Here is a 24,505-nt window from a genome sequence, read left to right as displayed (position 1 = left end):
TGCTATGAAGTGTGGTGGTACAGCACGAAAGTGGGGGTGATCGACCTGAGGAAACAGTCGATCACCATGGGTAAAGGATGTTAAAAAGTGTTCACTATGTCCCCGAACACCTGTCTACCATGTCCCCAGACTGTACACCCACCGGGAGAGGGTGAAAACCTGTGCTTTTATTTAGGGCTCAAACGGCCGACGCTGAAACTGATCGTGCCCACATTTCGGACATAACGGCAGCACTTCCGGCGTATACACCGCGATATGGTGATGGCATTTCTCGCAGACCAGATTCCCCAGACCAACCACTTCACCACTGTGATACACACCATGATGGTTCAAATCCTGAAACACCTCGCGCCACTCCAGCTGTGTTTTATCGGTGATATCCACCAGTTCCTGCCACAGGCTCTCTTTAATCACCCGCATGAACACGCTGTCAGTGACCTCATCCTGGCTCTCCTGGTAGCTGCGCGCGAATTCTTCCAGGTCACGGCGTACCGCGCGGGTTACCTCTTCCACTTCGGTACGCGTTAACTCACCCGTTTGCGTCACGCGGGCACGCGCCTGCTCCACCAGCGCGTCAATATCGCGCTCGCCGTTACGCAGCCGTTCCGTCAGTGTCGCCACCAGTTCGCGGTAAAATTGAGCAACCTTGTTCATCATTTTGCCTCCCGGGTAAGTAACTATTTCTAATAATAGACCTTATTTCGTCGCCGCTTTGTCAGGTGAAGCACAGACCCGGTAAATTCCTGCAATGTGCATTTGTGCGAAAGGCTGTTTTGACGCGGACGTTTGGGCTATGCTATGCGGATCTGAAATATCACATCCATTGGCTACATTTGTAGCTGTATTGAAAACAGGACCACTGGCTGCCATGCAAGAGCAATACCGCCCGGAAGAGATAGAATCGAAAGTCCAGCAACACTGGGACGAGAAGCGCACCTTTGAAGTAACCGAAGACGAGAGCAAAGAGAAGTATTACTGCCTGTCGATGCTTCCCTATCCTTCTGGTCGACTACACATGGGCCACGTGCGTAACTACACCATTGGTGATGTGATCGCCCGCTACCAGCGTATGCTGGGCAAAAACGTTCTGCAGCCAATCGGCTGGGATGCGTTCGGTCTGCCTGCTGAAGGCGCTGCGGTAAAAAACAACACCGCACCTGCCCCGTGGACGTATGACAATATCGCGTACATGAAAAACCAGCTTAAAATGCTGGGCTTTGGTTATGACTGGAGCCGCGAGCTGGCAACCTGCACCCCGGAATACTATCGCTGGGAACAGAAATTCTTCACCGAGCTGTACAAAAAAGGCCTGGTGTATAAGAAGACCTCTGCTGTTAACTGGTGTCCAAATGACCAGACTGTTCTCGCGAACGAACAGGTTATTGATGGCTGCTGCTGGCGTTGTGATACCAAAGTTGAGCGCAAAGAGATCCCACAGTGGTTTATCAAAATCACGGCCTATGCTGACGAACTGCTGAATGATCTGGATACACTGGATCACTGGCCAGATACCGTAAAAACCATGCAGCGCAACTGGATCGGCCGTTCTGAAGGCGTGGAAATCACCTTCAACGTTGAGAATTACGACCAGACCCTGACCGTCTACACCACCCGTCCAGACACCTTCATGGGCGCGACCTACCTGGCCGTGGCTGCGGGTCACCCTCTGGCGCAGAAAGCGGCGGAGAACAATCCGGAACTGGCAACCTTCATCGACGAATGCCGCAACACCAAAGTGGCCGAAGCCGACATGGCGACGATGGAGAAAAAAGGCGTCGCGACAGGCTTCTATGCTAAGCACCCACTGACAGGCGAAGCGATCCCTGTTTGGGCCGCGAACTTCGTTCTGATGGAGTACGGTACAGGTGCAGTGATGGCTGTTCCAGGCCACGATCAGCGCGACTACGAGTTTGCTACCAAATACAGCCTGCCGATTAAAGCCGTTATCCTGGCCGCCGATGGTTCTGAACCAGACCTGTCCGCGCAAGCGCTGACTGAAAAAGGCACCCTGTTCAACTCCGGTGAATTTAGCGGTCTGAGCTTCGAAGACGGTTTTAATGCCATTGCAGACAAACTGGCCTCTCTGGGCGTGGGCGAGCGTAAAGTTAACTTCCGTCTGCGCGACTGGGGCGTTTCTCGTCAGCGTTACTGGGGTGCTCCAATTCCAATGGTGACACTGGAAGACGGCACCGTGATGCCAACGCCGGAAGATCAACTGCCGGTGATCCTGCCAGAAGACGTGGTAATGGACGGTATCACCAGCCCGATCAAAGCCGATCCTGAGTGGGCAAAAACTACCGTCAACGGCCAGCCTGCACTGCGTGAAACCGACACCTTCGACACCTTTATGGAGTCCTCCTGGTACTATGCGCGCTACACCTGCCCGCAGTATAAAGAGGGTATGCTGGACTCTGATGCAGCTAACTACTGGCTGCCAGTAGACATTTACATCGGTGGTATCGAACATGCCATCATGCACCTGCTCTACTTCCGCTTCTTCCACAAACTGATGCGTGATGCCGGCATGGTGAACTCTGACGAACCAGCAAAACAGCTGCTGTGTCAGGGTATGGTACTGGCTGATGCCTTCTACTACGTGGGTGCAAACGGCGAGCGTAACTGGGTTTCTCCAGTGGATGCGATTGTTGAGCGTGATGAGAAAGGCCGCATTGTGAAGGCGAAAGACGCCGAAGGTCATGAACTGGTCTATACCGGCATGAGCAAGATGTCTAAATCCAAAAACAACGGCATCGATCCACAGGTGATGGTTGAACGTTACGGCGCGGATACCGTGCGTCTGTTCATGATGTTTGCTTCTCCGGCAGACATGACCCTGGAGTGGCAGGAATCGGGTGTGGAAGGTGCAAACCGCTTCCTGAAACGCGTCTGGAAACTGGTTTACGAACACACCGCACAGGGCGATGCTCCGGCACTGAACGCCGCTGCACTGACTGAAGATCAGCAGGCGCTGCGTCGTGATGTTCATAAAACGATTGCGAAAGTGACCGATGATATTGGTCGTCGTCAGACCTTCAATACCGCAATTGCGGCTATTATGGAACTGATGAACAAGCTGGCGAAAGCCCCGCAGGACGGCGAGCAGGATCGTGCCTTAATGCGTGAAGCATTGCTGGCCGTCGTTCGCATGCTGAACCCGTTCACTCCGCATGTCAGCTTCACTCTGTGGCAGGAACTGAAAGGCGAAGGCGATATCGACAATGCGCCGTGGCCACAGGCCGACGAAGCCGCGATGGTAGAAAACACCACGCTGGTCGTCGTCCAGGTAAACGGCAAAGTCCGCGGTAAAATTACTGTGGCGGTCGATGCAACCGAAGAACAGGTTCGCGAGCGCGCGGGCCAGGAACCTCTGGTCGCAAAATATCTTGAGGGCGTTACCGTACGTAAAGTGATCTACGTACCGGGTAAATTGCTGAATCTGGTCGTTGGCTAAGCGCGGGAGGAAACGTGCGACAACTGGCAACAATACTCTTATCTCTGGCGGTGCTTGTCACCGCTGGCTGTGGCTGGCACCTGCGCAATACCACGGCGGTGCCTGCTGAGATGAAAACGATGATCTTTGATTCCGGGGATCCGAATGGCCCACTCAGCCGGGCGATCCGTAATCAGCTGCGTCTGAATGGCGTTGAGCTTGTTGAAAAAGGAACGCTTCGCCAGGATGTACCGTCTCTGCGTGTTACAGGAAGTGGACTGGCGAAAGATACAGCCTCTATCTTCCAGGATGGTCGTACTGCTGAATATCAGATGGTGCTGACGGTCAGCGCAGCAGTTCTGATCCCGGGTAAAGACATCTACCCGATCAGCACGAAAGTCTATCGTTCTTTCTTTGATAACCCGCAGACGGCGCTGGCAAAAGATGCTGAACAGCAGATTATCATCAACGAAATGTATGACAAGGCAGCGGAACAGTTGATCCGTAAACTGCCAAGCATTGCCGCGTCGAACAAACAAGGCTCTGACATCATCGAAAAACCTGATGCAGACACGCCGACAGTTTCAACGTCGATGGGTAACTGATGATCAGGTTGTATCCTGAACAACTCCGCGCGCAGCTCAATGAAGGGCTGCGCGCGGCGTATCTGCTGCTCGGAAACGATCCGCTGTTACTTCAGGAAAGTCTTGATGCCGTTCGCCATGTGGCAGCGACTCAGGGCTTTGATGAACATCACACGTTCCAGGTGGATAACAGTACCGACTGGAATGCTATCTTCTCCCTATGTCAGGCGATGAGCCTGTTCGCGTCGCGCCAGACGATCCAGATCCTGCTCCCGGAAAATGGCCCTAACGCGGCGATCAATGAACAGCTGGCTACGCTGGTTAGCCTGTTGCATAGTGATCTGCTGCTAATTGTACGTGGCAACAAGCTCACCAAAGCGCAAGAAAACGCTGCATGGGTTACCCAACTGGCGACTCACGCAGTACTGGTCAGCTGCCAGACGCCTGAACAGGCACATCTGCCAAAGTGGGTCGCCGCGCGCGCAAAACAGCATAACCTTCAGTTGGATGACGCAGCGAATCAACTGCTTTGCTACTGCTATGAAGGGAACCTGCTGGCATTGGCACAGGCACTGGACAGGCTCTCCTTGCTGTGGCCAGACGGCAAACTGACCTTGCCACGCGTAGAGCAGGCCGTTAACGATGCGGCGCACTTTACGCCATTCCATTGGGTGGATGCCTTGCTGTCGGCTAAGAGCAAACGCGCCCTGCATATTTTGCAGCAACTACGGCTTGAAGGCAGCGAACCCGTCATTTTGCTGCGCACGCTGCAGCGCGAATTGCTTCTGTTGATTACCCTCAAGCGTCAGTCGGCCAATACACCGTTAAGATCGCTGTTTGATAAACATCGCGTATGGCAAAATCGCAGGGCTTTGACCACTGAGGCAATCAACCGCCTGAGCCACGAGCAGCTTCGTCAGGCCGTGCAGCTGTTGATGCGCGCAGAGCTTACGTTAAAACAAGATTACGGCCAGTCGGTCTGGGCAGAGCTGGAAAGCCTTTCTCTGTTGCTCTGCCATAAGGCGCTGGCAGATGTATTTATTGATGGATAGTATGCATTCTTTACAGGCCCTGTATGGCGGCACCTTTGACCCGGTACATTACGGGCATCTGAAGCCGGTCGAAATTCTGGCGAATCTGATCGGTCTTCAGCGTGTCACCATTATGCCCAATAATGTTCCGCCACACCGTCCCCAGCCTGAGGCGACCAGCGAGCAACGCAAAGAGATGCTGGCCCTGGCCATTGCGGATAAACCACTTTTCAAACTTGATGAACGTGAATTGCGTCGCGCCAACCCCTCCTGGACGTCACAAACGCTGCAGGAGTGGCGGACCGAACAAGGCCCTGACAAGCCGCTGGCCTTCATTATTGGCCAGGATTCACTCCTGAATTTCCCAACATGGCATCAGTATGAAACCATTCTGGACAACAGCCACCTGCTTGTCTGCCGCCGTCCGGGTTATCCGCTGACGATGCGCGAAGAACAGTATCAGCAATGGCTGGAAGACCATCTCACCGATAATGTTGAAGATCTCCACAATCAGCCTGCCGGGAAGATTTATCTGGCAGAAACACCATGGTTCGATATCTCTGCGACTCTCATTCGCGAGCGTTTGCAACACGGTTTAGCGTGTGACGATCTGCTGCCCGCATCGGTGCTGGCGTATATTCATGCGCATGGGTTGTATCAGAAAAGTGCAGATGCCTGACCCGGGGCCATAAAAAGTGGCTTATTGATTATCCTGCCTTGACAGAGTAAGCCATACTGTTATCCTCCGCTGCCAGACTTTCCCGCCGATCATTGCTTTACAGAAATTGTTTTACAAAAATGGCGATGCAATCTCAGGCGGAGGGTGGGATGATACCCGCCTTCAAAAGCCCGGCCGGAGACATTTGTCCCGACACAGGCGCTAGTTCAGGTATACTGTCTGGCCACGAATTCATAGTTATACAATCTCGTTCACCCCAGGGGGAAAACTTGCAGGGTAAAGCACTCCAGGATTTTGTTATTGACAAAATTGATGACCTGAAAGGTCAGGACATCATCGCTATCGACGTTAAGGGTAAATCCAGTATTACCGACTGCATGATTATCTGCACCGGTACCTCTACGCGTCATGTTGTTTCGATTGCCGATCACGTGGTTCAGGAATCACGTGCAGCCGGACTGTTGCCGCTTGGTGTTGAAGGTGAAGCGACGGCTGACTGGGTGGTTGTCGACCTCGGCGATGTGATTGTCCATGTCATGCAGGAAGAAAGCCGTCGCCTGTATGAACTGGAAAAACTCTGGGGTTAATGCGTGAAGTTGCAACTGGTCGCCGTCGGCACCAAAATGCCGGACTGGGTACAAACCGGTTTTACTGAGTATCTGCGTCGTTTCCCAAAAGACATGCCGTTCGAACTGGTGGAGATCCCCGCCGGAAAGCGCGGCAAGAACGCCGATATCAAACGTATTCTTGATAAAGAGGGCGAACTGATGCTGGCTGCCGCAGGCAAAAACCGCATCGTCACCCTCGATATCCCAGGAAAACCCTGGGATACGCCGCAACTGGCGCACGAACTGGAGCGCTGGAAGCAGGATGGCCGTGACGTCAGTCTGTTGATTGGCGGGCCAGAAGGGTTATCCCCTGCCTGCAAAGCGGCAGCAGAACAAAGTTGGTCTCTCTCCGCGTTGACGCTTCCCCATCCGCTCGTTCGGGTACTGGTGGCAGAAAGCCTGTATCGCGCGTGGAGCATTACGACCAACCACCCCTATCACCGCGAATAGTGACTTGACCAGGGTAGATTAAGCAGCGGATGAAACTACAGAATTCTTTTCGCGACTATACGGCTGAGTCCGCGCTGTTTGTGCGCCGGGCGCTGGTCGCCTTTACGGGGATTTTGCTGCTTACCGGCGTGCTGATCGCCAACCTTTATAATCTGCAAATTGTCCGCTTTACCGATTACCAGACGCGTTCAAACGAAAACCGCATTAAGCTGGTGCCGATCGCACCCAGCCGCGGCATCATTTACGACCGTAATGGCACCCCGCTGGCGTTAAACCGCACCATCTATCAAATCGAGATGATGCCGGAAAAAGTCGATAATGTTCAGGATACGCTGGAAGCGCTAAGAAGCGTTGTCGATCTTAACGATGACGATATCGCCGCCTTCAAAAAAGAACGGGCCCGCTCTCACCGTTTCACCTCCATTCCGGTTAAAACCAATCTGACGGAAGTCCAGGTTGCCCGCTTTGCGGTAAACCAGTACCGTTTCCCAGGCGTGGAAGTTAAGGGTTACAAACGTCGCTACTACCCTTATGGCTCTGCACTGACGCATGTAATTGGCTACGTATCCAAAATTAACGATAAAGACGTCGATCGTCTCGATAAAGACGGCAAGCTGGCGAACTACGCCGCGACGCACGATATCGGTAAGCTGGGGATTGAACGTTATTACGAAGATGTTCTGCACGGTCAGACTGGCTATGAAGAGGTTGAGGTTAACAACCGTGGCCGCGTTATTCGCCAGCTTAAAGAAGTGCCGCCTCAGGCGGGACATGACGTCTATCTGACGCTCGACCTCAAACTGCAGCAGTATATTGAAACCTTACTGGCAGGCAGCCGTGCAGCCGTTGTGGTCACCGATCCGCGTACCGGTGGCATTCTGGCAATGGTTTCTATGCCAAGTTATGACCCGAACCTGTTTGTCGACGGCATCTCCAGTAAAGACTATTCCGGTCTGCTGAATGACCCGAATACGCCACTGGTGAACCGCGCGACACAAGGTGTTTACCCGCCAGCGTCAACGGTTAAACCGTACGTGGCGGTTTCTGCATTGAGTGCCGGTGTTATCAACCGTAATACCAGCCTGTTTGACCCGGGCTGGTGGCAGTTGCCAGGTTCTGATAAACGCTACCGTGACTGGAAAAAATGGGGCCACGGTCATCTGAACATCACCAAATCGCTGGAGGAGTCTGCGGATACCTTCTTCTATCAGGTGGCGTATGACATGGGGATCGACCGCCTTTCAGAGTGGATGAGCAAATTCGGTTACGGGCACTACACCGGCGTTGACCTTGCAGAAGAACGTTCCGGTAATATGCCAACGCGTGAATGGAAGCTGAAACGCTTTAAAAAACCATGGTACCAGGGCGATACCATTCCGGTGGGTATCGGACAGGGTTACTGGACAGCGACACCGCTTCAGATGAACAAAGCCATGATGATCCTCATCAATGATGGTGTCGTGAAAGTTCCACATCTGCTACTGAGTACGGTTGAAGACGGTAAAAAAGTGCCCTGGAACCAGCCGCATGAAGCGCCTGTGGGGGATATTCATTCCGGCTTCTGGGAAATCGCTAAAGACGGTATGTACGGCGTAGCAAACCGCCCTAACGGTACCGCGCATAAGTATTTCGCTGGTACGTCATATAAAGTGGCCGCGAAATCAGGTACTGCGCAGGTGTTTGGTCTGAAAGCCAATGAAACCTATAACGCGCACCGCATTGCCGAACGACTGCGTGACCATAAACTGATGACGGCATTTGCCCCTTATGATAACCCGCAGGTGGCGGTGGCGATGATTCTGGAGAACGGCGGTGCCGGGCCTGCAGTAGGGACCATCATGCGCCAGATCCTTGACCACATTATGCTGGGCGATAACAACACCGAACTGCCGGCTGAAAACCCGGCCGCCGCTGCGGCGGAGGACCAATAATCATGACGGATAATCCAAATAAGAAATCGCTGTGGGATAAAATCCACATCGACCCAGCCATGCTGCTGATCCTGCTGGCTCTGCTGGTTTACAGCGCCCTGGTTATCTGGAGCGCCAGTGGCCAGGACATCGGCATGATGGAGCGCAAAATCGGCCAGATCGCGATGGGTCTGGTCATTATGGTGGTCATGGCGCAGATCCCGCCGCGCGTCTATGAAGGCTGGGCGCCGTATCTGTATATATTCTGTATTGTGTTGCTGGTTGCGGTTGACGCCTTCGGCGCTATCTCTAAAGGCGCACAGCGCTGGCTGGATCTTGGTGTGGTTCGCTTCCAGCCTTCTGAAATTGCCAAAATCGCCGTTCCATTGATGGTGGCACGTTTTATCAACCGTGACGTCTGCCCACCGTCGCTAAAAAATACCGCCATCGCGCTGGTGCTGATTTTCCTGCCGACACTGCTGGTTGCCGCGCAGCCTGACCTTGGCACCTCAATCTTAATCGCCCTCTCCGGCCTGTTCGTTCTCTTCCTGTCGGGCTTAAGCTGGCGTCTGATTGGTATCGCGGTGGTACTGGTTGCGGCTTTCATTCCTATTCTCTGGTTCTTCCTGATGCATGATTACCAGCGCCAGCGCGTAATGATGTTGCTCGATCCAGAAACCGATCCGCTGGGTGCGGGCTATCATATTATTCAGTCCAAGATTGCAATTGGCTCCGGTGGTCTGCGCGGTAAAGGCTGGCTACACGGTACCCAATCTCAGCTGGAATTTTTACCGGAACGCCACACTGACTTTATCTTTGCGGTACTGGCGGAAGAGCTGGGGCTGGTTGGCATCTTAATATTGCTGGCACTCTACGTGCTGCTAATCATGCGCGGATTGTGGATTGCTGCTCGGGCGCAAACCACCTTTGGTCGCGTCATGGCTGGCGGATTAATGTTGATTTTATTCGTTTATGTCTTCGTAAATATTGGTATGGTGAGTGGTATTCTGCCAGTAGTAGGCGTACCGCTGCCGCTGGTGAGTTACGGAGGCTCGGCACTGATCGTGTTGATGGCCGGGTTTGGTATCGTGATGTCGATCCATACCCACAGAAAAATGTTGTCAAAAAGCGTATAAAAATAAGGGGTTCGGAATGCGTAAGCAGTGGCTGGGGATCTGCATCGCGGCAAGTTTACTTGCGGCCTGCACAAGTGATGATGGTCAGCAACAGGCAACCGTCGCGCCACCGCAGCCTGCGGTTTGTAATGGGCCGATCGTTGAAATCAGCGGTGCCGATCCCGTTTATGAACCGCTAAATGCCAGCGCGAATCAGGATTACGAGCGCGACGGCAAAAGCTACAAAATTGTTCAGGATCCTTCCCGTTTCAGTCAGGCAGGCTTTGCCGCCATTTATGATGCTGAACCCGGCAGTAACCTGACCGCATCGGGCGAAGCCTTCGACCCAATGCAGCTTACGGCTGCGCACCCGACGCTGCCGATCCCAAGTTATGCGCGTATAACGAACCTCGCGAATGGGCGAATGATCGTGGTGAAAATTAACGATCGCGGCCCATACGGTAATGACCGGGTGATCTCTCTGTCCCGCGCAGCCGCTGACCGCCTGAACACCTCGAACAATACCAAAGTCCGTATTGATCCGATTATTGTGGCGCAGGATGGTTCGCTGTCCGGCCCTGGCACAGCATGTACCACGGTGGCAAAACAGACTTATGCCCTTCCTGACCGCCCGAATCTGGACGGCGGAATGGGGAGCGTATCTTCACCAGCAGAGCCTGCTCAGCCTGGTGGGGAGATTCGCGCCATCAGCAACGACACCCTGCAAAGCGATGACTCGACCGGCGCGCCGGTAAAGAGTAGCGGCTTTCTTGGCGCACCAACGACCTTAGCTGCAGGCGTGCTGGAAGGCAGTGAACCTACGCCAGCACCCGCTCCTGTTATCGCTCCAGCTACCCAGCCAGCCCCTGTCACGGCCCCGGCCGTGACGCAAAGTGCGCCAGTTACTGCGCCAGCAGCGGCCAGTGGCAATTATGTGGTTCAGGTAGGCGCAGTGAGCGATCAGGCCCGAGCCAAACAGTATCAGCAGCGTCTGAGCCAGCAGTTTGGCGTACCAGGACGTGTTGAGCAGAATGGCGCAGTCTGGCGCATTCAAATGGGGCCATTTGCCAGCAAATCGCAGGCAGCGTCCTTGCAACAACGTTTACAGAATGAAGCTCAACTTCAGTCATTTATCGCTGTTGCGAAATAATGAACCGGCGGTATCCGAATTGTCAGTTAGTGTAAAACACATTCACAAACTCATGCTTAAAGTCGGATGCCTGCCTGAATAGCATTTGCTATAGTAGGGCACTTTTTTTAATTCCATCACGGATGTCGTAGTTCTGACCATGAAGACCACTTTTTCCGCTCGTTTTGTGCAGCGCATGGCGCTGACCACGGCCCTTTGCGCTACTGCACTCTCTGCAGCTCACGCCGATGACCTGAATATCAAGACCATGATCCCTGGTGTTCCGCAAATTGATGCGGAATCCTACATCCTGATCGACTACAACTCTGGCAAAGTGCTGGCGGAACAGAACGCCGATGCTCGCCGTGACCCGGCTAGCCTGACCAAAATGATGACCAGCTATGTTATCGGCCAGGCGATGAAAGCAGGTAAATTCAAAGAATCAGACCTGGTCACCATCGGTAACGATGCGTGGGCAACCGGGAACCCTGTTTTCAAAGGTTCCTCGCTGATGTTCCTGAAACCAGGTATGCAGGTTCCTGTTTCTCAGTTGATCCGTGGTATCAACCTGCAGTCTGGTAACGATGCCTGCGTAGCCATGGCCGATTTCGCCGCCGGCAGCCAGGATGCTTTCGTCGGTTTGATGAACAGTTACGTTACCGCGCTGGGTCTGAAAAACAGCCATTTCCAGACCGTACATGGTCTGGACGCCGATGGCCAGTACAGCTCCGCACGTGATATGGCGCTGATTGGTCAGGCATTGATCCGCGACGTACCTAATGAGTACTCCATCTATAAAGAGAAAGAGTTCACCTTCAACGGTATTCGTCAGACCAACCGTAATGGCTTGCTGTGGGATAACAGCCTGAATGTTGACGGTATCAAAACGGGCCATACTGACAAAGCCGGCTACAACCTGGTGGCCTCTGCTACAGAAGGCCAGATGCGCCTGATCTCTGCCGTGATGGGCGGTCGTACCTTTAAAGGCCGTGAAACAGAAAGCAAAAAACTGCTGACCTGGGGCTTCCGTTTCTTCGAAACCGTGAACCCACTGAAAGCAGGTAAAGAGTTTGCTTCAGAACCAGTCTGGTTCGGCGATAACGACCGTGCCTCCCTCGGCGTTGATAAAGATCTGTACCTGACCATTCCACGTGGTCGTATGAAAGATCTGAAAGCCAGCTACGTCCTGAACAGCACCGAACTGCATGCGCCACTGCAGAAAAACCAGGTGGTGGGCACGATCAACTTCCAGCTGGATGGCAAGACTATCGATCAGCGACCACTGGTTGTTCTGCAAGAAATTCCTGAAGGCAATTTCTTCGGCAAAATCATTGATTACATTAAATTGATGTTCCATCACTGGTTTGGTTAAAAATTGAACACTTGAAAGTGTGATTTTGATCCCCATATACTAAGTATCCTGATAACTCCCACCTGACGTGGGAGTTATTCTTTTTGACGTTACGCCGGAGCTGACATGAAAACCAAACTTAACGAACTGCTTGAATTCCCTACCCCGTTTACCTACAAAGTAATGGGTCTGGCGAAACCTGAGCTGGTTGATCAGGTGGTTGAAGTGGTACAGCGCCATGCGCCCGGTGACTACTCTCCGTCAGTAAAACCAAGCAGCAAGGGCAACTACCACTCGGTTTCTATTACCATCACTGCAACACACATTGAGCAGGTTGAGACACTGTACGAAGAACTCGGCAATATCGAAATTGTTCGTATGGTGCTGTAGTCCCTTTGCGGTTACCCGGTTTGCCGGGTAACCCCTCTCCCCGCTGTGATATACTCCCCCTCATCTTATGTCCTTCGTCTTCGGAGACGCCGTTTTGTATCAGGATAAAATTCTGGTCCGTCACCTCGGGCTGCAACCTTATGAGCCTGTCTCCCAGGCTATGCATGACTTCACGGATTCACGCGATGATACAACCCCTGATGAGATCTGGCTGGTCGAACACCTGCCTGTCTTTACACAGGGCCAGGCGGGAAAAGCGGAACATTTATTAATGACGGGTGATATCCCGGTTATTCAGAGCGACCGCGGCGGGCAGGTGACTTACCACGGACCCGGGCAACAGGTGATGTACGTCCTGCTTAATCTGAAGCGCAGAAAGCTGGGTGTGCGTGAGCTGGTTACCTTACTGGAACAAACTGTCGTCAACACGCTGTCGGAATATGGCATTGACGCTCACCCGCGCGCCGATGCACCTGGTGTCTATGTCGGCGAAATGAAGATCTGCTCTCTGGGGCTGCGTATTCGAAAAGGTTGTTCATTTCACGGTCTGGCGCTGAATATTAATATGGATCTTACGCCTTTCCAGCGCATAAACCCCTGCGGCTACGCTGGTATGGAAATGACACAAATGCGCCAGTGGGTCGACACGGCTGCGCCAGAAAATATTCGTCCTGTGCTTTTGAAGCACATGTTAGCGTTACTTAACAATCCCCCGCACGAATATATCCCTGCTTAATATATTATACAACATGGCTCGATAATTTGACGGGCCAGTGTTTATTTACCGATTTTACGCTTTACAATAATCTACAGATTCTATATTTTCGAAGCGCCCGAATATTACCGTTACATATTATTTAGCCTCCAGTAAGCGCAACACGCAGGATCTAAGTAACTTGAGTGATAATCACACAACTGTTTGTTTTTGATATACAAGTGAAACAAAACCAACACTTTACGAATCTCTACAGGCATAATAAATAAATTCAACTATCATTCATAATGTGAATGTATACGGAGTAAAAGCGTGGAGTCTACTAATTTACCAGCTAAACGCCTGAATGACCCTGGTGGCGAAGACAAGCCGCAAATTTTTCGGACTTTACGTAATATTGATCTCAATTTACTGACTATTTTTGAGGCAGTATATGTCCATAAGGGTATCGTTAATGCTGCGAAAATTCTTAATCTCACGCCATCAGCAATAAGTCAGTCAATCCAAAAGCTACGCGCTATATTTCCTGACCCATTATTTATCCGTAAGGGCCAGGGGGTAACACCGACAGCTTACGCCACACATCTCCACGAGTATATCAGCCAGGGGCTGGAGTCTATCCTGGGCGCACTGGATTTAACCGGGAGCTACGATAAGCAGAGAACCATCACCATCGGCTGTTCCCCTTCAGTGGGTGTCCTGGTGATGCCTGCAATCTTTCAGACCGTCAAAGAGCATGCTCCGCAGCTCCTGCTACGCAATGTGCCTCTCAACGAACCTGACATTCAGCTTGCCCAGTTTCAGACGGACCTGATTATTGAAAGCGGCAGTTTCAACGCCAGAGCCCTGGGGCAAAATGTACTTTATGCAGATAATCTGGTTCTGGTTTGCCGCCAGCAGCACCCTGCTCTCAGCGAGCCCTTAACCATTGAAAACTTGCGAAACTATGATCATTCATCATTCATGACCGAAGGGCAGTCTAATCATGCTCTGCGCCAGCGGATTGATGAAATCTTCCCGGAACGTCAGATTAGTTTCAGCAGCTACAATATGTTTACCACCGCATCCCTGATTGGCAGCAGTGACATGCTCTGTATCATGCCTTCGCGGCTGTATAACCTGCTGCGAAAATGCTGGCCGCTGGAAAACATTCCCCTCAGTCAACTTAATGCGGAATCTATCGAGATTTCACTGCATTACAACAAACTGAGTTTGCGCGACCCGGTACTGGAAAACGTCATCCGCATTATCCGTCAGGCCTTCTGACAGATTTAGCCAGCACAAGCCCCTGCTACAGGCAGGGCAAAAGGCACAAAACAACAACTATTTTACAAATTGGCGACCTGGCAGGCTGCTTTAACGACCGTTTCAATGATATACTGCCTGTCGTTCGTTCAAAAATAGTTGATAAATACAACATTCCCTTGAATTGAAACGCTTTCCTTCGATATTCGCAACTGGAACACGCACGCTATGAGTAAACCCATTGTGATGGAACGCGGTGTTAAATACCGCGATGCCGATAAAATGGCCCTTATCCCGGTTAAAAACGTGGCTACAGAGCGCGAGGCGCTGTTAAGAAAACCGGAATGGATGAAAATCAAACTTCCGGCCGACTCTTCGCGTATCCAGGGGATCAAAGCGGCGATGCGCAAGAATGGTCTTCACTCCGTCTGTGAAGAAGCCTCTTGTCCGAACCTTGCTGAATGTTTCAATCACGGCACCGCGACGTTCATGATTCTGGGTGCCATCTGTACCCGTCGCTGCCCGTTCTGCGATGTTGCTCATGGTCGTCCAGTCGCACCCGATGCTAACGAACCTCAAAAACTGGCGCAGACCATTGCCGATATGGCGCTGCGTTATGTCGTAATCACTTCTGTTGACCGTGACGATCTGCGAGATGGGGGTGCTCAGCACTTTGCTGACTGTATTACTGCTATTCGTGAGAAAAGCCCGAACATCAAAATCGAGACGCTGGTTCCTGACTTCCGCGGCCGTATGGACCGTGCGCTGGACATCCTGACCGCGACGCCGCCAGATGTGTTTAACCACAACCTCGAGAACGTTCCACGTATCTACCGCCAGGTACGTCCAGGTGCAGATTATAACTGGTCTCTGAAGCTGCTGGAGCGTTTCAAAGAGGCGCATCCGCATATTCCTACCAAGTCTGGCCTGATGGTTGGTCTGGGTGAAACCAATGATGAAATCATTGAGGTAATGCGCGATCTGCGTCGCCACGGTGTGACTATGCTGACGTTGGGACAGTATCTGCAACCAAGCCGCCACCACCTGCCGGTACAGCGCTATGTCAGCCCGGACGAGTTTGATGAGATGAAAGCCGAAGCGATGGCGATGGGCTTTACCCACGCAGCATGCGGCCCATTTGTTCGCTCCTCATACCATGCCGATATGCAGGCAAAAGGCGAAGAAGTTAAATAATGCTGTAATATTCATTTACAGTAATACAAAAAAACCGGCCTCATGAGCCGGTTTTTTTTCGCAAGCCCTCAGGCATTGCTATCACTCTTTGTGAGAAAGCTTGTCTGCCGGGACGTCGTCTTCAGCGCTTTTCTTAGCTGCCGCATCATCGTCGTTCATTGCTTTCTTAAAGCCTTTGATGGCAGCTCCCAGGTCACCACCCAGCGTGCGTAACTTCTTGGTACCAAACAGCAGGACGACCAGTGCGGCAACCACCAGCAGTTTGGTAATACTAATCTCACCCATAGATACCTTCTTTACTTAAAACAGGCTGCATTCAGCGCCAAAACCTGATTGTATTAACGGTCATTTGACGCGTGCACACAATAGCAATCTGTAACAAGGTGAATCAAGCATTGTTGAAAAAAACATCACAATAATTGCGGTGGCGCAAACCGGCGGTTATGAAGAACAGGTAATTGCTTACGTGCAAGCGCAACCCTTTCTAAATTAATCTCCGTTACCAGCAACACAGGGGTTTCCGCAGCAGCAGCAATCGTCACCCCCAGCGGATCAACCACCCTGCTTTGCCCGATGTTTTTACTGCCGCACTCCCCAGCAGCAATGACATAACAGGTGGTATCGAGCGCACGTGCCGCAAGCAATGTTCCCCAGTGATGCTCTTTTAACGGCCCCTTGACCCATGCAGCAGGCAATACCAGAACGTCCGCCCCTTGTAGTGCAAGATGGAGCGCCAGCTCAGGAAAACGCAGGTCGTAGCAAGTCATCAACCCAACCTTAAACCCGTCAATATCCAGTAGCGGTGGAACACAGCCACCGGGATCAACAAGCCGTGACTCCTGAATGCTGAACGCATCATAGAGATGAAGTTTGGCATAGCTTGCGACAATTGTCCCGCTACGGATAGCCACGAGCGTATTCACCGCACGGCCCGGCGTTGAGGGAACATGCACCGTAAAAATGGTGGTCATCTCGTTGCCGGCGCTCTGGGCCAGCAATTGCTGTAAAAATCCACCGTTTAGCGGTTGCGCCGATTTCACCGACAGATCAGGATCATTATCGTCCCTTGCCAGCAGTGCCTCCGGGAGAACCAACAGAGACGCTCCTTTCTGCCGGGCCTGTATCATCAGGTTAACGCATTGACTCGCATTTTCATGCCAGTCAGGCGTGACCGCAAACTGTCCAACCGCAACATACATATTTGTCCCCTACTCATAAACAGCGTTAAACTCGCAACTCTTACACATCAAATAGCAGGTATTTAGCGTGTTACAACTACTTTTAGCCGTTTTTATTGGTGGGGGAACGGGTAGCGTTGCGCGATGGTTTCTGAGTATGCGGTTTAACCCCCTGCATCAGGCTATACCCATGGGAACGCTTGCCGCAAACCTGATTGGTGCTTTCATTATTGGTATGGGACTGGCCTGGTTTAACCGAATGACGCACATCGATCCCATGTGGAAGGTGTTGATTACTACGGGTTTCTGCGGAGGTTTAACCACCTTTTCGACATTCTCAGCAGAAGTCGTTTTTCTCTTTCAGGAAGGTCGTATCGGCTGGGCATTAGTGAATATCGCGATTAACATGCTCGGCTCCTTTGCGATGACGGGGATCGCATTTTGGCTATTTTCCTCCGCAAGTGCACATTAACAGCCAGAACATTAATGTTGCCTTAATTTTTCTCTGTCACTCTGGCTCCAGTGCTGAACGAGGGTGACAGAATGAAACAAAGTCTGATGAGCGCAGGAATGGTGTTGTTAAGCGTGCTGATCGTTGCCAGCTTCCTGAAAATGTATCTGCTTGGCTGATTCAAAACGAAAAAAACCCGCTCAATGAGCGGGTTTTGAAATTCTTGCTGACGCGTCTGAATTACAGAGCGATTACGTTAGCAGCAGAAGGGCCTTTGGCACCGTTAGTGATTTCGAACTCTACACGCTGACCTTCAGCCAGAGTTTTGAAACCATTAGACTGGATTGCAGAGAAGTGTACGAACACGTCTTTGCTGCCATCTTCAGGAGTAATGAAACCGAATCCTTTGGACTCATTAAACCACTTAACGTTACCTTTAATCTTAGACATCAAAATTACCTTTACATTAAAAAACGACACAAATGCTGTGTCGGTTACCAGTACATCAATTGTGGGACCTTTTGTCCAGCGGATCTTTGATAAAAAGTGACTAAAGTCGCGTTAATTTTTGCAGACAGATTTTTATCGTTTACGAATCAACAACTGCGCGTTTTTTCACCACAATGTAAAGTTTTTTCAGTTAAAACTGAAAACGCATCCAGGCAAAGTAAACGTTACCGTTGTTATACGTACCCGGAATGTAGGTCATCTGGAACGTTGCAGGGCCATAGCCAATGGAGGCCAGGGGCAGAAGCACCGGAATCGGAATGTAGTTCCAGTTATCACGGGCAGTCAATCCAGCGGTATAACCTAAGCCAACGTGGAAGTTCTCGTCCGCTAATGGACGCCAGGTTTTCTCCCAGCCATAGCCACCAATCGGTTCCCATTTGTTAAAGGAATCTTTAAATGCCATCAAATAGATGCCATGCCAGTTACCCTTTTCATCCCAGCGCGACTGACCAAAACCAGCTCCCCACGGGCGCTCGTTGTATTTATCTGTCTTCTCTTTGTCATAAGCAAAACGTGCATGCCAGGTTATTGCCGGAACATAGAGATCATAATGTTCAGGCGCGGTCCAGGTCTGCGAAACATTATCCGTAAAGGTTGAGAACCAGCCTTTATCTTTTGCGTTGTCCTCTGCCTGTGCAACGGAGGAGAACGTTAACTGCCCAAAAATAAACAGAAAAAGAGAGAAAAATGTATTACGTACGATCACAATGCAATTACCATTCTTAGTATTCGAAGCAAAGTTTACCATAAATTAGTTTAACCAATGCTTAACGGCACCAGTATTATTCCTAATTATTTGAACCCTTGTGGGAATATTCTTAAAATAACCCACCAGCCAATACGAATAAGCTCACCCACCGTGTGGTTTTAAGGAATTTAATTTTCTGAACCACAAACCGCCAGGATACACAAAACATTAACATTCCATTATCATTGTTAGGGCATATGGTGGTGTTACAGCGGGTCAAGCCCCTCATGATATAAATGCAGGAACCGTGGCAAAAACACAGCCATTCTGTCTTTTAGTCATCTATTTATTGATTTTAATCAGCAAGAACAGACCATTAATTCGGCACATTTTCATCCTTCTTTTTTATTGATTATTTGTGCTCCACGGCAGCAGAGATACAGGGGAAATCATGCTTACGTTAATCGAACTCCTTATTGGGGTCGTCGTCATTGTTGGTGTCGCTCGCTACATCATTAAGGGATACTCGGCAACCGGCGTATTATTTGTCGGTGGTTTAACACTGCTGATTATCAGTGCCGTAATGGGCCATCAGGTGTTACCAGCCAGCGCAACCAGCACGGGTTACACCGCCACCGACATTGTTGAATACATTAAAATATTGCTCATGAGCCGCGGTGGCGACCTGGGCATGATGATCATGATGCTGTGCGGTTTTGCGGCCTACATGACTCATATTGGCGCCAACGACATGGTCGTTAAGCTTGCCTCGAAACCCCTGCAATATATCAACTCACCGTACCTGCTGATGGTCGCAGCTTATTTCCTCGCCTGCCTGATGTCACTGGCCGTTTCGTCAGCAACCGGACTTGGCGTGCTGTTAATGGCCACGCTGTTCCCGGTGATGGTTAACGTCGGTATTAGCCGTGGCGCGGCTGCGGCAATTTGCGCGTCTCCTGCAGCTATTATTCTCTCCCCTACCTCTGGCGACGTTGTGCTGGCGGCAAAGGCAGCGGAAATGTCGCTTATCGACTTCGCCTTTAAAACCACGCTACCGATCTCGATAGTTGCAATTGTTGGAATGGGTATCGCGCATTTCTTCTGGCAACGCTATCTCGATAAGAAAGAAAACATCAGTCATGAAATGATGGATGTGAGTGAAATCACCACGACAGCACCAGCGTTTTACGCCATTCTGCCGTTTACGCCGATTATAGGTGTATTGATTTTTGACGGTAAATGGGGCCCTCAGTTGCACATTATTACCATTCTGGTCATCTGTATGCTGCTGGCTGCCGTGCTGGAATTTGTACGCGGCTTTAACACACAAAAAGTCTTCTCTGGCCTGGAAGTGGCATATCGCGGTATGGCAGATGCGTTTGCCGGCGTTGTCATGCTGTTGGTTGCAGCAGGCGTCTTTGCTCAGGGGCTGAGCACTATCGGCTTTATCCAGAGCCTGATCTCCATCGCCACCTCATTCGGCTCCGCGAGTATTATCCTGATGCTGGTTCTGGTCGTACTCACCATGCTGGCGGCCATGACCACTGGTTCCGGTAATGCACCTTTCTACGCCTTCGTTGAGATGATCCCGAAACTGGCACACTCTTCCGGTATTAACCCTGCGTATCTCTCCATTCCGATGCTGCAGGCGTCAAACCTGGGTCGTACCATTTCACCGGTATCTGGCGTCGTCGTTGCCGTTGCCGGGATGGCAAAAATCTCGCCATTCGAAGTGGTAAAACGCACCTCCGTGCCGGTTATTGTCGGCCTGATTATCGTGATTATCGCCACGGAAGTCCTGGTCCCCGGCGCAGCCTAAGTTAAATTACTGATTTCCAGAAAGCGCCTGCGGGCGCTTTTTGTGCTTTAATCATTTCCAGAAATTAATCATGTTCATTCGATCAGGAAATCACATGTTCAGGAAGGATATCGTTATCCCGTCTGGCGCAATGGCGCTGGCACTTTGTGTCTTCTCCACACAGGCCGATCCACTCAAGGCAACACAGTATGGCGATTTCGATCGCTATGTGCTGGCGCTGTCCTGGCAAACCGGTTTTTGTCAGAGCATGGTCGAGCGTAACCGCAACGAACCTGACGAATGCCGACTGCAAAAAGAGCGCGAAAATAAAACCGATTTTCTGACCGTTCACGGCTTATGGCCTGGTTTGCCGAAATCTATTGCCGCGCGGGGCGTGGATGAACGTCGCTGGATGCGTTTTGGCTGCGCCACGCGCCCTATTCCAAACATGCCAGAAGCGAAAGCCAGCCGAAAATGCGCTGCCGCCGAGACCGGACTGTCGCTTTCCGGTGCTGCCAGGCTGAATAGCGTGATGCCCGGTGCCGGTGGTAACTCCTGTCTGGAACGTTACGAATATGCCAAACATGGCGTCTGCTTTGGTTTTGATCCCGATGCCTATTTCGGCACGATGGTGCGAATGAACCAGGAAATAAAAAACAGCGAAGTCGGTAAATTCCTGGCAGATAACTACGGTAAAACCGTTAATCGCAGCGACTTTGACAACGCGGTTGCCAAAAGCTGGAGCAAGGAGAACATCAAAGCATTCAAGCTGACCTGCAATGGTAATCCAGCTTATCTGACCGAAATGCAGATTTCGCTGAAGGCTGACACCATTAATAATCCACTTTCTGCGACATCATTTGCACCGCAGCCACACCCTGGTAACTGCGGAACACAATTCGTCATTGATAAAGCGGGTTACTGACTTACTACCGGTCGTACCATATCAAACCGGTTTTCATCACTGATGCCATAGTACGCCGTCGGCCCACCCGCACGCAGGATGGGCTGCGCTTTCGCCGTCTGGTATATCCCCTCTTCCAGCAGCGTCTCGTTAATATGGACGCCGACCACTTCTCCTAACACCAGCCAGGTATCTACAGGTGTACCGTCAGCCCCGGTAAGCTGAATGCATTGCGACAGGCGGCATTCAAAATTCACTGGGCTCTGCGCGACACGCGGGGCGTTAACAAGCTGGCTGGCCGCAGGCGTCAACCCGGCAAAGGTAAATTCATCTTCCCCGTGAGGAAGTGTGGCGGAGGTTTCATTCATTGCTTCGGCTAAATCGCGCGTCGCCAGGTTCCAGACAAACTCTTTTGTTTCAGTAATATTACGTACGCTGTCCTTCCAGCCATTGCTGGAAAACCCGATGATCGGCGGGCGATAGTTAAAACAGTTAAAGAAGCTATAGGGTGCGAGGTTCAACTGACCAGCATGGTCGCAGGAGGAGATCCAGCCAATCGGACGTGGGCCAATAATGGCGTTCAGCGGGTCATGCGGCAAGCCGTGCCCCTGAGACGGTTGGTAGAAGTACATAGTTCTCTCTCAATGGAGGGCAGACACGAATTACGTTTCGCTCAATGCCCTGGTTCAGGACACTCAGCGTAACGCAATCCGCCAGGAATTAAGACTGAATAAATTTCAGCAAATCTTCATTGATCTGGTGCTTATGCGTGGTGCAAATACCGTGGGAGCCACCGGCATAGACTTTCAGCTCTGCATTCGGCAGGATCTCCGCCGCTACCCGACCACAGGTATCAATGGGGACAATCTGGTCATCATCACCGTGGATCACCAGCGTCGGAATGGTCATCCTTTTCAGATCTTCACGCAGGTCCGTTTCCGAAAACGCTTTCACACAGTCGTAAAGCGCCTTGATTGCCCCCTGAAGCCCCTGTTCAACAAAACTTTCACGCACCGCTTTGGACTCTTTCGCGCCCGGGCGGTTGTAGCCATAAAACGCGGCGGTCAGCTCATAGAAGAATGCCGCCCGATCATTGACGACACCTGCCCGAATACCATCAAACACCTCTTTCGGCACCCCGTTCGGGTTGAAATCGGTTTTGATCATAATCGGCGTTACGGCGCCAATCAGCACCGCTTTAGCCACGCGATGCGTACCGTGACGCCCAATGTAGCGCGCCACTTCACCTCCCCCTGTGGAATGCCCCACGTGAACAGCATGTTTCAGGTTAAGATGCGCCGTCAGTTGTGCCAGGTCATCAGCGTACTGATCCATATTATGGCCGTCCCACGGCTGCGCGGAACGACCATGTCCGCGGCGGTCGTGCGCGATTACGCGAAATCCTTTTGACCCCAGGTATAACATCTGATCTTCAAAGGCATCTGCCGTCAGCGGCCAGCCGTGGCTGAAAACCACCGGTTGCCCGCTTCCCCAGTCTTTAAAATGCAAATAGCTACCGTCTTTCAAGGTAATTTTATCGTAATCGCTCATGAGATCTCCTGCTAAGGAACACTGAATGCGGATAGTCGCCTGCAAGGGGCGCTTAAAAAGGATAATGCAAATTTGCGAGGGATCACGTTTTTCGCCGAAAATTCATATGGACCATGAATGTGACTTTCATCACTTCAAACTTGCACGTTCAGCCAGTATCATCGGGAGAGTTAAACCCTCGCTGCCAGACGGCGAGGGTTTTCTTTTGGATTGGTTTCTGCGTTACACGCAGTATTAACGACATGGAGTAAAAAATGTCCAGACCTACAATTATCATCAATGAACTCGACGCAGAACGTATCGACAGACTGCTGGAAAAAGCAGAATTCGCCTCACTTCCGGTGGCCGACGCCCTGAATGAGGAGCTCGACCGGGCGCAGATGTGCACGCCTGAGTCGATGCCGCATGACGTCGTCACCATGAACAGCCAGGTAAAATTCCGCAATCTGACTACTGGTGAAGAGTTGACCCGTACGCTGGTTTACCCGGCGCAGATGACAGACAGCAGCACTCAGCTTTCCGTTCTGGCACCGGTAGGAGCCGCACTGTTGGGGCTACGCACAGGGGATACCATCCACTGGGAGTTACCGGGAGGTACCTCTACCCACCTGGAAGTGCTGGCATTGATCTACCAGCCAGAAGCCGCAGGTGATTACCTGCGTTAACCCCTTCTGAACAAGCGCCCACCGCTTTGCACAGAGGATGCAGCCGCATCCTCTTTCCGCAAATTCACCCGAAATGCTTATATCGCGCGAAAAGGCCTTAATCCACGCTTAATCTGTTTTGGTGCCGTGGGGACGGTCATGAGTGAGATACTGGCTATCACACTTATTTTTCTGATTTTTGTGGCGATCATCGTCACGGCAGTGCTCTATCTTGAGCGCTACTGGTAACGTGTTTTTCTCCTGCTTCTCAACAGTAAAATGTTCTATGGCATGAAAAAGTGCCAGACAGCTATCAGAAACCGGAATCATTTTGTGCTTGAATGGTTTTAGCGTTTATAAACAAGGAGAAACGGGTATGTATCAGAGAATCATTATGCCGGTTGATGTTTTTGAGATGGAGCTGAGCGACAAAGCGGTACGCCATGCGGAGTTTCTGGCGCAAGAGGACGGTGTTATCCATCTTTTGCACGTATTGCCGGGTTCCGCCAGCCTGAGCTTGCACCGCTTCGCAGCTGATGTGCGTCGCTTCGAAGAGCATCTGCAGCACGAAGCTGAAAATCGCCTGCAAACCATGGTCAGCCATTTCAGTATTGATCCTTCACGCATCAAAACGCATGTCAGGTTCGGCAGCGTGCGTGATGCCGTTAACGAACTGGCGAACGAACTGAAAGCAGACGTGGTGGTCATCGGTTCGCGCAATCCTTCCATCACCACGCATTTGCTGGGATCAAACGCCTCCAGCGTGATTCGTCACACGCATATTCCGGTGATGGTGGTGAGATAAAAAAAGAGGCCACCTTTGTGAAGTGAACCCCGAAAGTTGGACATCCAATGATTAGGGGTTTTGCGTTTCAATGGGCAGAAAAAAATATTCATCTGAATTCAAGCAGAAAGTTGTTCTCCACTATCTGAACAGTGGTGACGGTGCA

The 24,505-nt window shown here is 51.4% G+C and carries 28 protein-coding genes; 21 read left to right on the top strand and 7 right to left on the bottom strand.

Features of this window, described 5'->3' with window-relative positions; genetic code table 11:
• The coding region (locus tag HED65_RS22860) for a hypothetical protein (protein WP_223256819.1) at positions 1–84 on the top strand (84 nt) is incomplete at its 5' end.
• 87 nt (positions 85–171) lie between these two features.
• On the opposite strand, the gene HED65_RS22075 is transcribed toward HED65_RS22860, so the two are convergent.
• Entirely contained in the window at positions 172–654 is a 483-nt protein-coding gene (locus tag HED65_RS22075) for a zinc ribbon-containing protein (RefSeq protein ID WP_028019469.1), read from the bottom strand.
• A 214-nt stretch (positions 655–868) separates the two neighbouring features.
• On the opposite strand from HED65_RS22075, the gene leuS reads away from it, so the two are divergent.
• From leuS to lipA, 14 genes are all read left to right on the top strand, one after another.
• Positions 869–3,451 (top strand): leucine--tRNA ligase, encoded by a 2,583-nt coding sequence (leuS, locus tag HED65_RS22070; protein ID WP_032667025.1) that lies wholly within the window; start codon positions 869–871, stop codon positions 3,449–3,451.
• A 14-nt stretch (positions 3,452–3,465) separates the two neighbouring features.
• On the top strand, positions 3,466–4,035 hold the full coding sequence (lptE, locus tag HED65_RS22065; RefSeq protein WP_114980142.1) for an LPS assembly lipoprotein LptE: 570 nt from the start codon (positions 3,466–3,468) through the stop codon (positions 4,033–4,035).
• Positions 4,035–5,066 carry a DNA polymerase III subunit delta gene (gene holA / locus HED65_RS22060; protein WP_114980141.1) on the top strand — a complete coding sequence of 344 codons (1,032 nt, stop codon included), beginning with the start codon at positions 4,035–4,037 and terminating at the stop codon, positions 5,064–5,066. The genes lptE and holA overlap by 1 nt, the downstream gene beginning before the upstream one ends.
• A complete protein-coding gene (gene nadD / locus HED65_RS22055; protein WP_147279815.1) occupies positions 5,059–5,724 on the top strand; it encodes a nicotinate-nucleotide adenylyltransferase in 666 nt (221 codons plus the stop codon). Before holA ends, nadD begins: the two co-directional genes overlap by 8 nt.
• Before the next feature lie 269 nt (positions 5,725–5,993).
• Complete coding sequence (gene rsfS, locus HED65_RS22050) at positions 5,994–6,311, top strand: ribosome silencing factor (protein WP_003858696.1); 318 nt, start codon at positions 5,994–5,996, stop codon at positions 6,309–6,311.
• 3 nt (positions 6,312–6,314) lie between these two features.
• Positions 6,315–6,782 carry a 23S rRNA (pseudouridine(1915)-N(3))-methyltransferase RlmH gene (rlmH, locus tag HED65_RS22045; protein WP_003858701.1) on the top strand — a complete coding sequence of 156 codons (468 nt, stop codon included), beginning with the start codon at positions 6,315–6,317 and terminating at the stop codon, positions 6,780–6,782.
• 29 nt (positions 6,783–6,811) lie between these two features.
• Entirely contained in the window at positions 6,812–8,713 is a 1,902-nt protein-coding gene (mrdA, locus tag HED65_RS22040) for a peptidoglycan DD-transpeptidase MrdA (RefSeq protein WP_114980139.1), read from the top strand.
• A 2-nt stretch (positions 8,714–8,715) separates the two neighbouring features.
• Positions 8,716–9,828, top strand: a complete 1,113-nt coding sequence (mrdB, locus tag HED65_RS22035; protein ID WP_014169118.1) for a peptidoglycan glycosyltransferase MrdB — start codon at positions 8,716–8,718, stop codon at positions 9,826–9,828.
• A 16-nt stretch (positions 9,829–9,844) separates the two neighbouring features.
• On the top strand, positions 9,845–10,957 hold the full coding sequence (rlpA, locus tag HED65_RS22030; RefSeq protein WP_114980138.1) for an endolytic peptidoglycan transglycosylase RlpA: 1,113 nt from the start codon (positions 9,845–9,847) through the stop codon (positions 10,955–10,957).
• Positions 10,958–11,096: 139 nt separating this feature from the next.
• Positions 11,097–12,308: a D-alanyl-D-alanine carboxypeptidase DacA gene (gene dacA / locus HED65_RS22025; RefSeq protein WP_028019477.1), complete on the top strand. Its 1,212-nt coding sequence runs from the start codon at positions 11,097–11,099 to the stop codon at positions 12,306–12,308.
• Positions 12,309–12,413: 105 nt separating this feature from the next.
• Positions 12,414–12,677, top strand: a complete 264-nt coding sequence (gene ybeD / locus HED65_RS22020) for a DUF493 family protein YbeD (protein ID WP_003858718.1) — start codon at positions 12,414–12,416, stop codon at positions 12,675–12,677.
• Between the two features lie 94 nt (positions 12,678–12,771).
• A complete protein-coding gene (gene lipB / locus HED65_RS22015) occupies positions 12,772–13,413 on the top strand; it encodes a lipoyl(octanoyl) transferase LipB (RefSeq protein WP_114980137.1) in 642 nt (213 codons plus the stop codon).
• Between the two features lie 291 nt (positions 13,414–13,704).
• Positions 13,705–14,658: a YbeF family transcriptional regulator gene (locus HED65_RS22010; RefSeq protein WP_114980136.1), complete on the top strand. Its 954-nt coding sequence runs from the start codon at positions 13,705–13,707 to the stop codon at positions 14,656–14,658.
• Between the two features lie 207 nt (positions 14,659–14,865).
• Entirely contained in the window at positions 14,866–15,831 is a 966-nt protein-coding gene (gene lipA, locus HED65_RS22005) for a lipoyl synthase (RefSeq protein ID WP_028019480.1), read from the top strand.
• 81 nt (positions 15,832–15,912) lie between these two features.
• Here the strand turns inward: lipA and tatE are convergent, their stop codons facing one another.
• Positions 15,913–16,116: a twin-arginine translocase subunit TatE gene (gene tatE, locus HED65_RS22000; protein ID WP_023310742.1), complete on the bottom strand. Its 204-nt coding sequence runs from the start codon at positions 16,114–16,116 to the stop codon at positions 15,913–15,915.
• Positions 16,117–16,241: 125 nt separating this feature from the next.
• Positions 16,242–17,030 (bottom strand): deaminated glutathione amidase, encoded by a 789-nt coding sequence (locus HED65_RS21995; RefSeq protein ID WP_114980135.1) that lies wholly within the window; start codon positions 17,028–17,030, stop codon positions 16,242–16,244.
• Between the two features lie 67 nt (positions 17,031–17,097).
• Here HED65_RS21995 and crcB point away from each other — a divergent pair, with 67 nt between their 5' ends.
• Positions 17,098–17,481, top strand: coding sequence for a fluoride efflux transporter CrcB (gene crcB / locus HED65_RS21990; protein WP_114980134.1), 384 nt, complete (start codon positions 17,098–17,100; stop codon positions 17,479–17,481).
• 219 nt (positions 17,482–17,700) lie between these two features.
• Here the strand turns inward: crcB and cspE are convergent, their stop codons facing one another.
• Complete coding sequence (cspE, locus tag HED65_RS21985) at positions 17,701–17,910, bottom strand: transcription antiterminator/RNA stability regulator CspE (protein ID WP_002439184.1); 210 nt, start codon at positions 17,908–17,910, stop codon at positions 17,701–17,703.
• 190 nt (positions 17,911–18,100) lie between these two features.
• Positions 18,101–18,718, bottom strand: coding sequence for a lipid IV(A) palmitoyltransferase PagP (pagP, locus tag HED65_RS21980; RefSeq protein ID WP_114980133.1), 618 nt, complete (start codon positions 18,716–18,718; stop codon positions 18,101–18,103).
• A gap of 391 nt (positions 18,719–19,109) precedes the next feature.
• Here pagP and dcuC point away from each other — a divergent pair, with 391 nt between their 5' ends.
• Both dcuC and rna read left to right on the top strand, forming a co-directional pair.
• Positions 19,110–20,477, top strand: a complete 1,368-nt coding sequence (gene dcuC / locus HED65_RS21975; protein WP_114980132.1) for an anaerobic C4-dicarboxylate transporter DcuC — start codon at positions 19,110–19,112, stop codon at positions 20,475–20,477.
• Positions 20,478–20,607: 130 nt separating this feature from the next.
• The gene (gene rna, locus HED65_RS21970) at positions 20,608–21,381 is read left to right on the top strand and encodes a ribonuclease I (protein ID WP_411266789.1); all 774 of its coding nucleotides are present in this window, start codon (positions 20,608–20,610) and stop codon (positions 21,379–21,381) included.
• On the opposite strand, the gene HED65_RS21965 is transcribed toward rna, so the two are convergent.
• Positions 21,375–21,992 carry a flavin reductase family protein gene (locus tag HED65_RS21965; protein ID WP_114980130.1) on the bottom strand — a complete coding sequence of 206 codons (618 nt, stop codon included), beginning with the start codon at positions 21,990–21,992 and terminating at the stop codon, positions 21,375–21,377. The genes rna and HED65_RS21965 overlap by 7 nt on opposite strands.
• An 88-nt stretch (positions 21,993–22,080) precedes the next feature.
• Positions 22,081–22,911 carry an alpha/beta fold hydrolase gene (locus tag HED65_RS21960; protein ID WP_114980129.1) on the bottom strand — a complete coding sequence of 277 codons (831 nt, stop codon included), beginning with the start codon at positions 22,909–22,911 and terminating at the stop codon, positions 22,081–22,083.
• 254 nt (positions 22,912–23,165) lie between these two features.
• Between HED65_RS21960 and rnk the strand changes: the two genes are divergently transcribed.
• From rnk to uspG, 3 genes are all read left to right on the top strand, one after another.
• Positions 23,166–23,576, top strand: a complete 411-nt coding sequence (gene rnk, locus HED65_RS21955) for a nucleoside diphosphate kinase regulator (protein WP_028019487.1) — start codon at positions 23,166–23,168, stop codon at positions 23,574–23,576.
• A gap of 138 nt (positions 23,577–23,714) precedes the next feature.
• On the top strand, positions 23,715–23,804 hold the full coding sequence (gene yldA, locus HED65_RS22855; RefSeq protein WP_272910382.1) for a small membrane protein YldA: 90 nt from the start codon (positions 23,715–23,717) through the stop codon (positions 23,802–23,804).
• 127 nt (positions 23,805–23,931) lie between these two features.
• Positions 23,932–24,360, top strand: coding sequence for a universal stress protein UspG (gene uspG, locus HED65_RS21950; protein ID WP_114980128.1), 429 nt, complete (start codon positions 23,932–23,934; stop codon positions 24,358–24,360).
• Positions 24,361–24,505 lie beyond the last annotated feature (145 nt).

This window comes from Pantoea sp. LS15, from assembly GCF_012241585.1.
Lineage (GTDB): Bacteria > Pseudomonadota > Gammaproteobacteria > Enterobacterales > Enterobacteriaceae > Enterobacter.
Note: the sequence above shows the minus strand (reverse complement) of the source record. Positions and strands in the feature narration are given on the sequence as shown.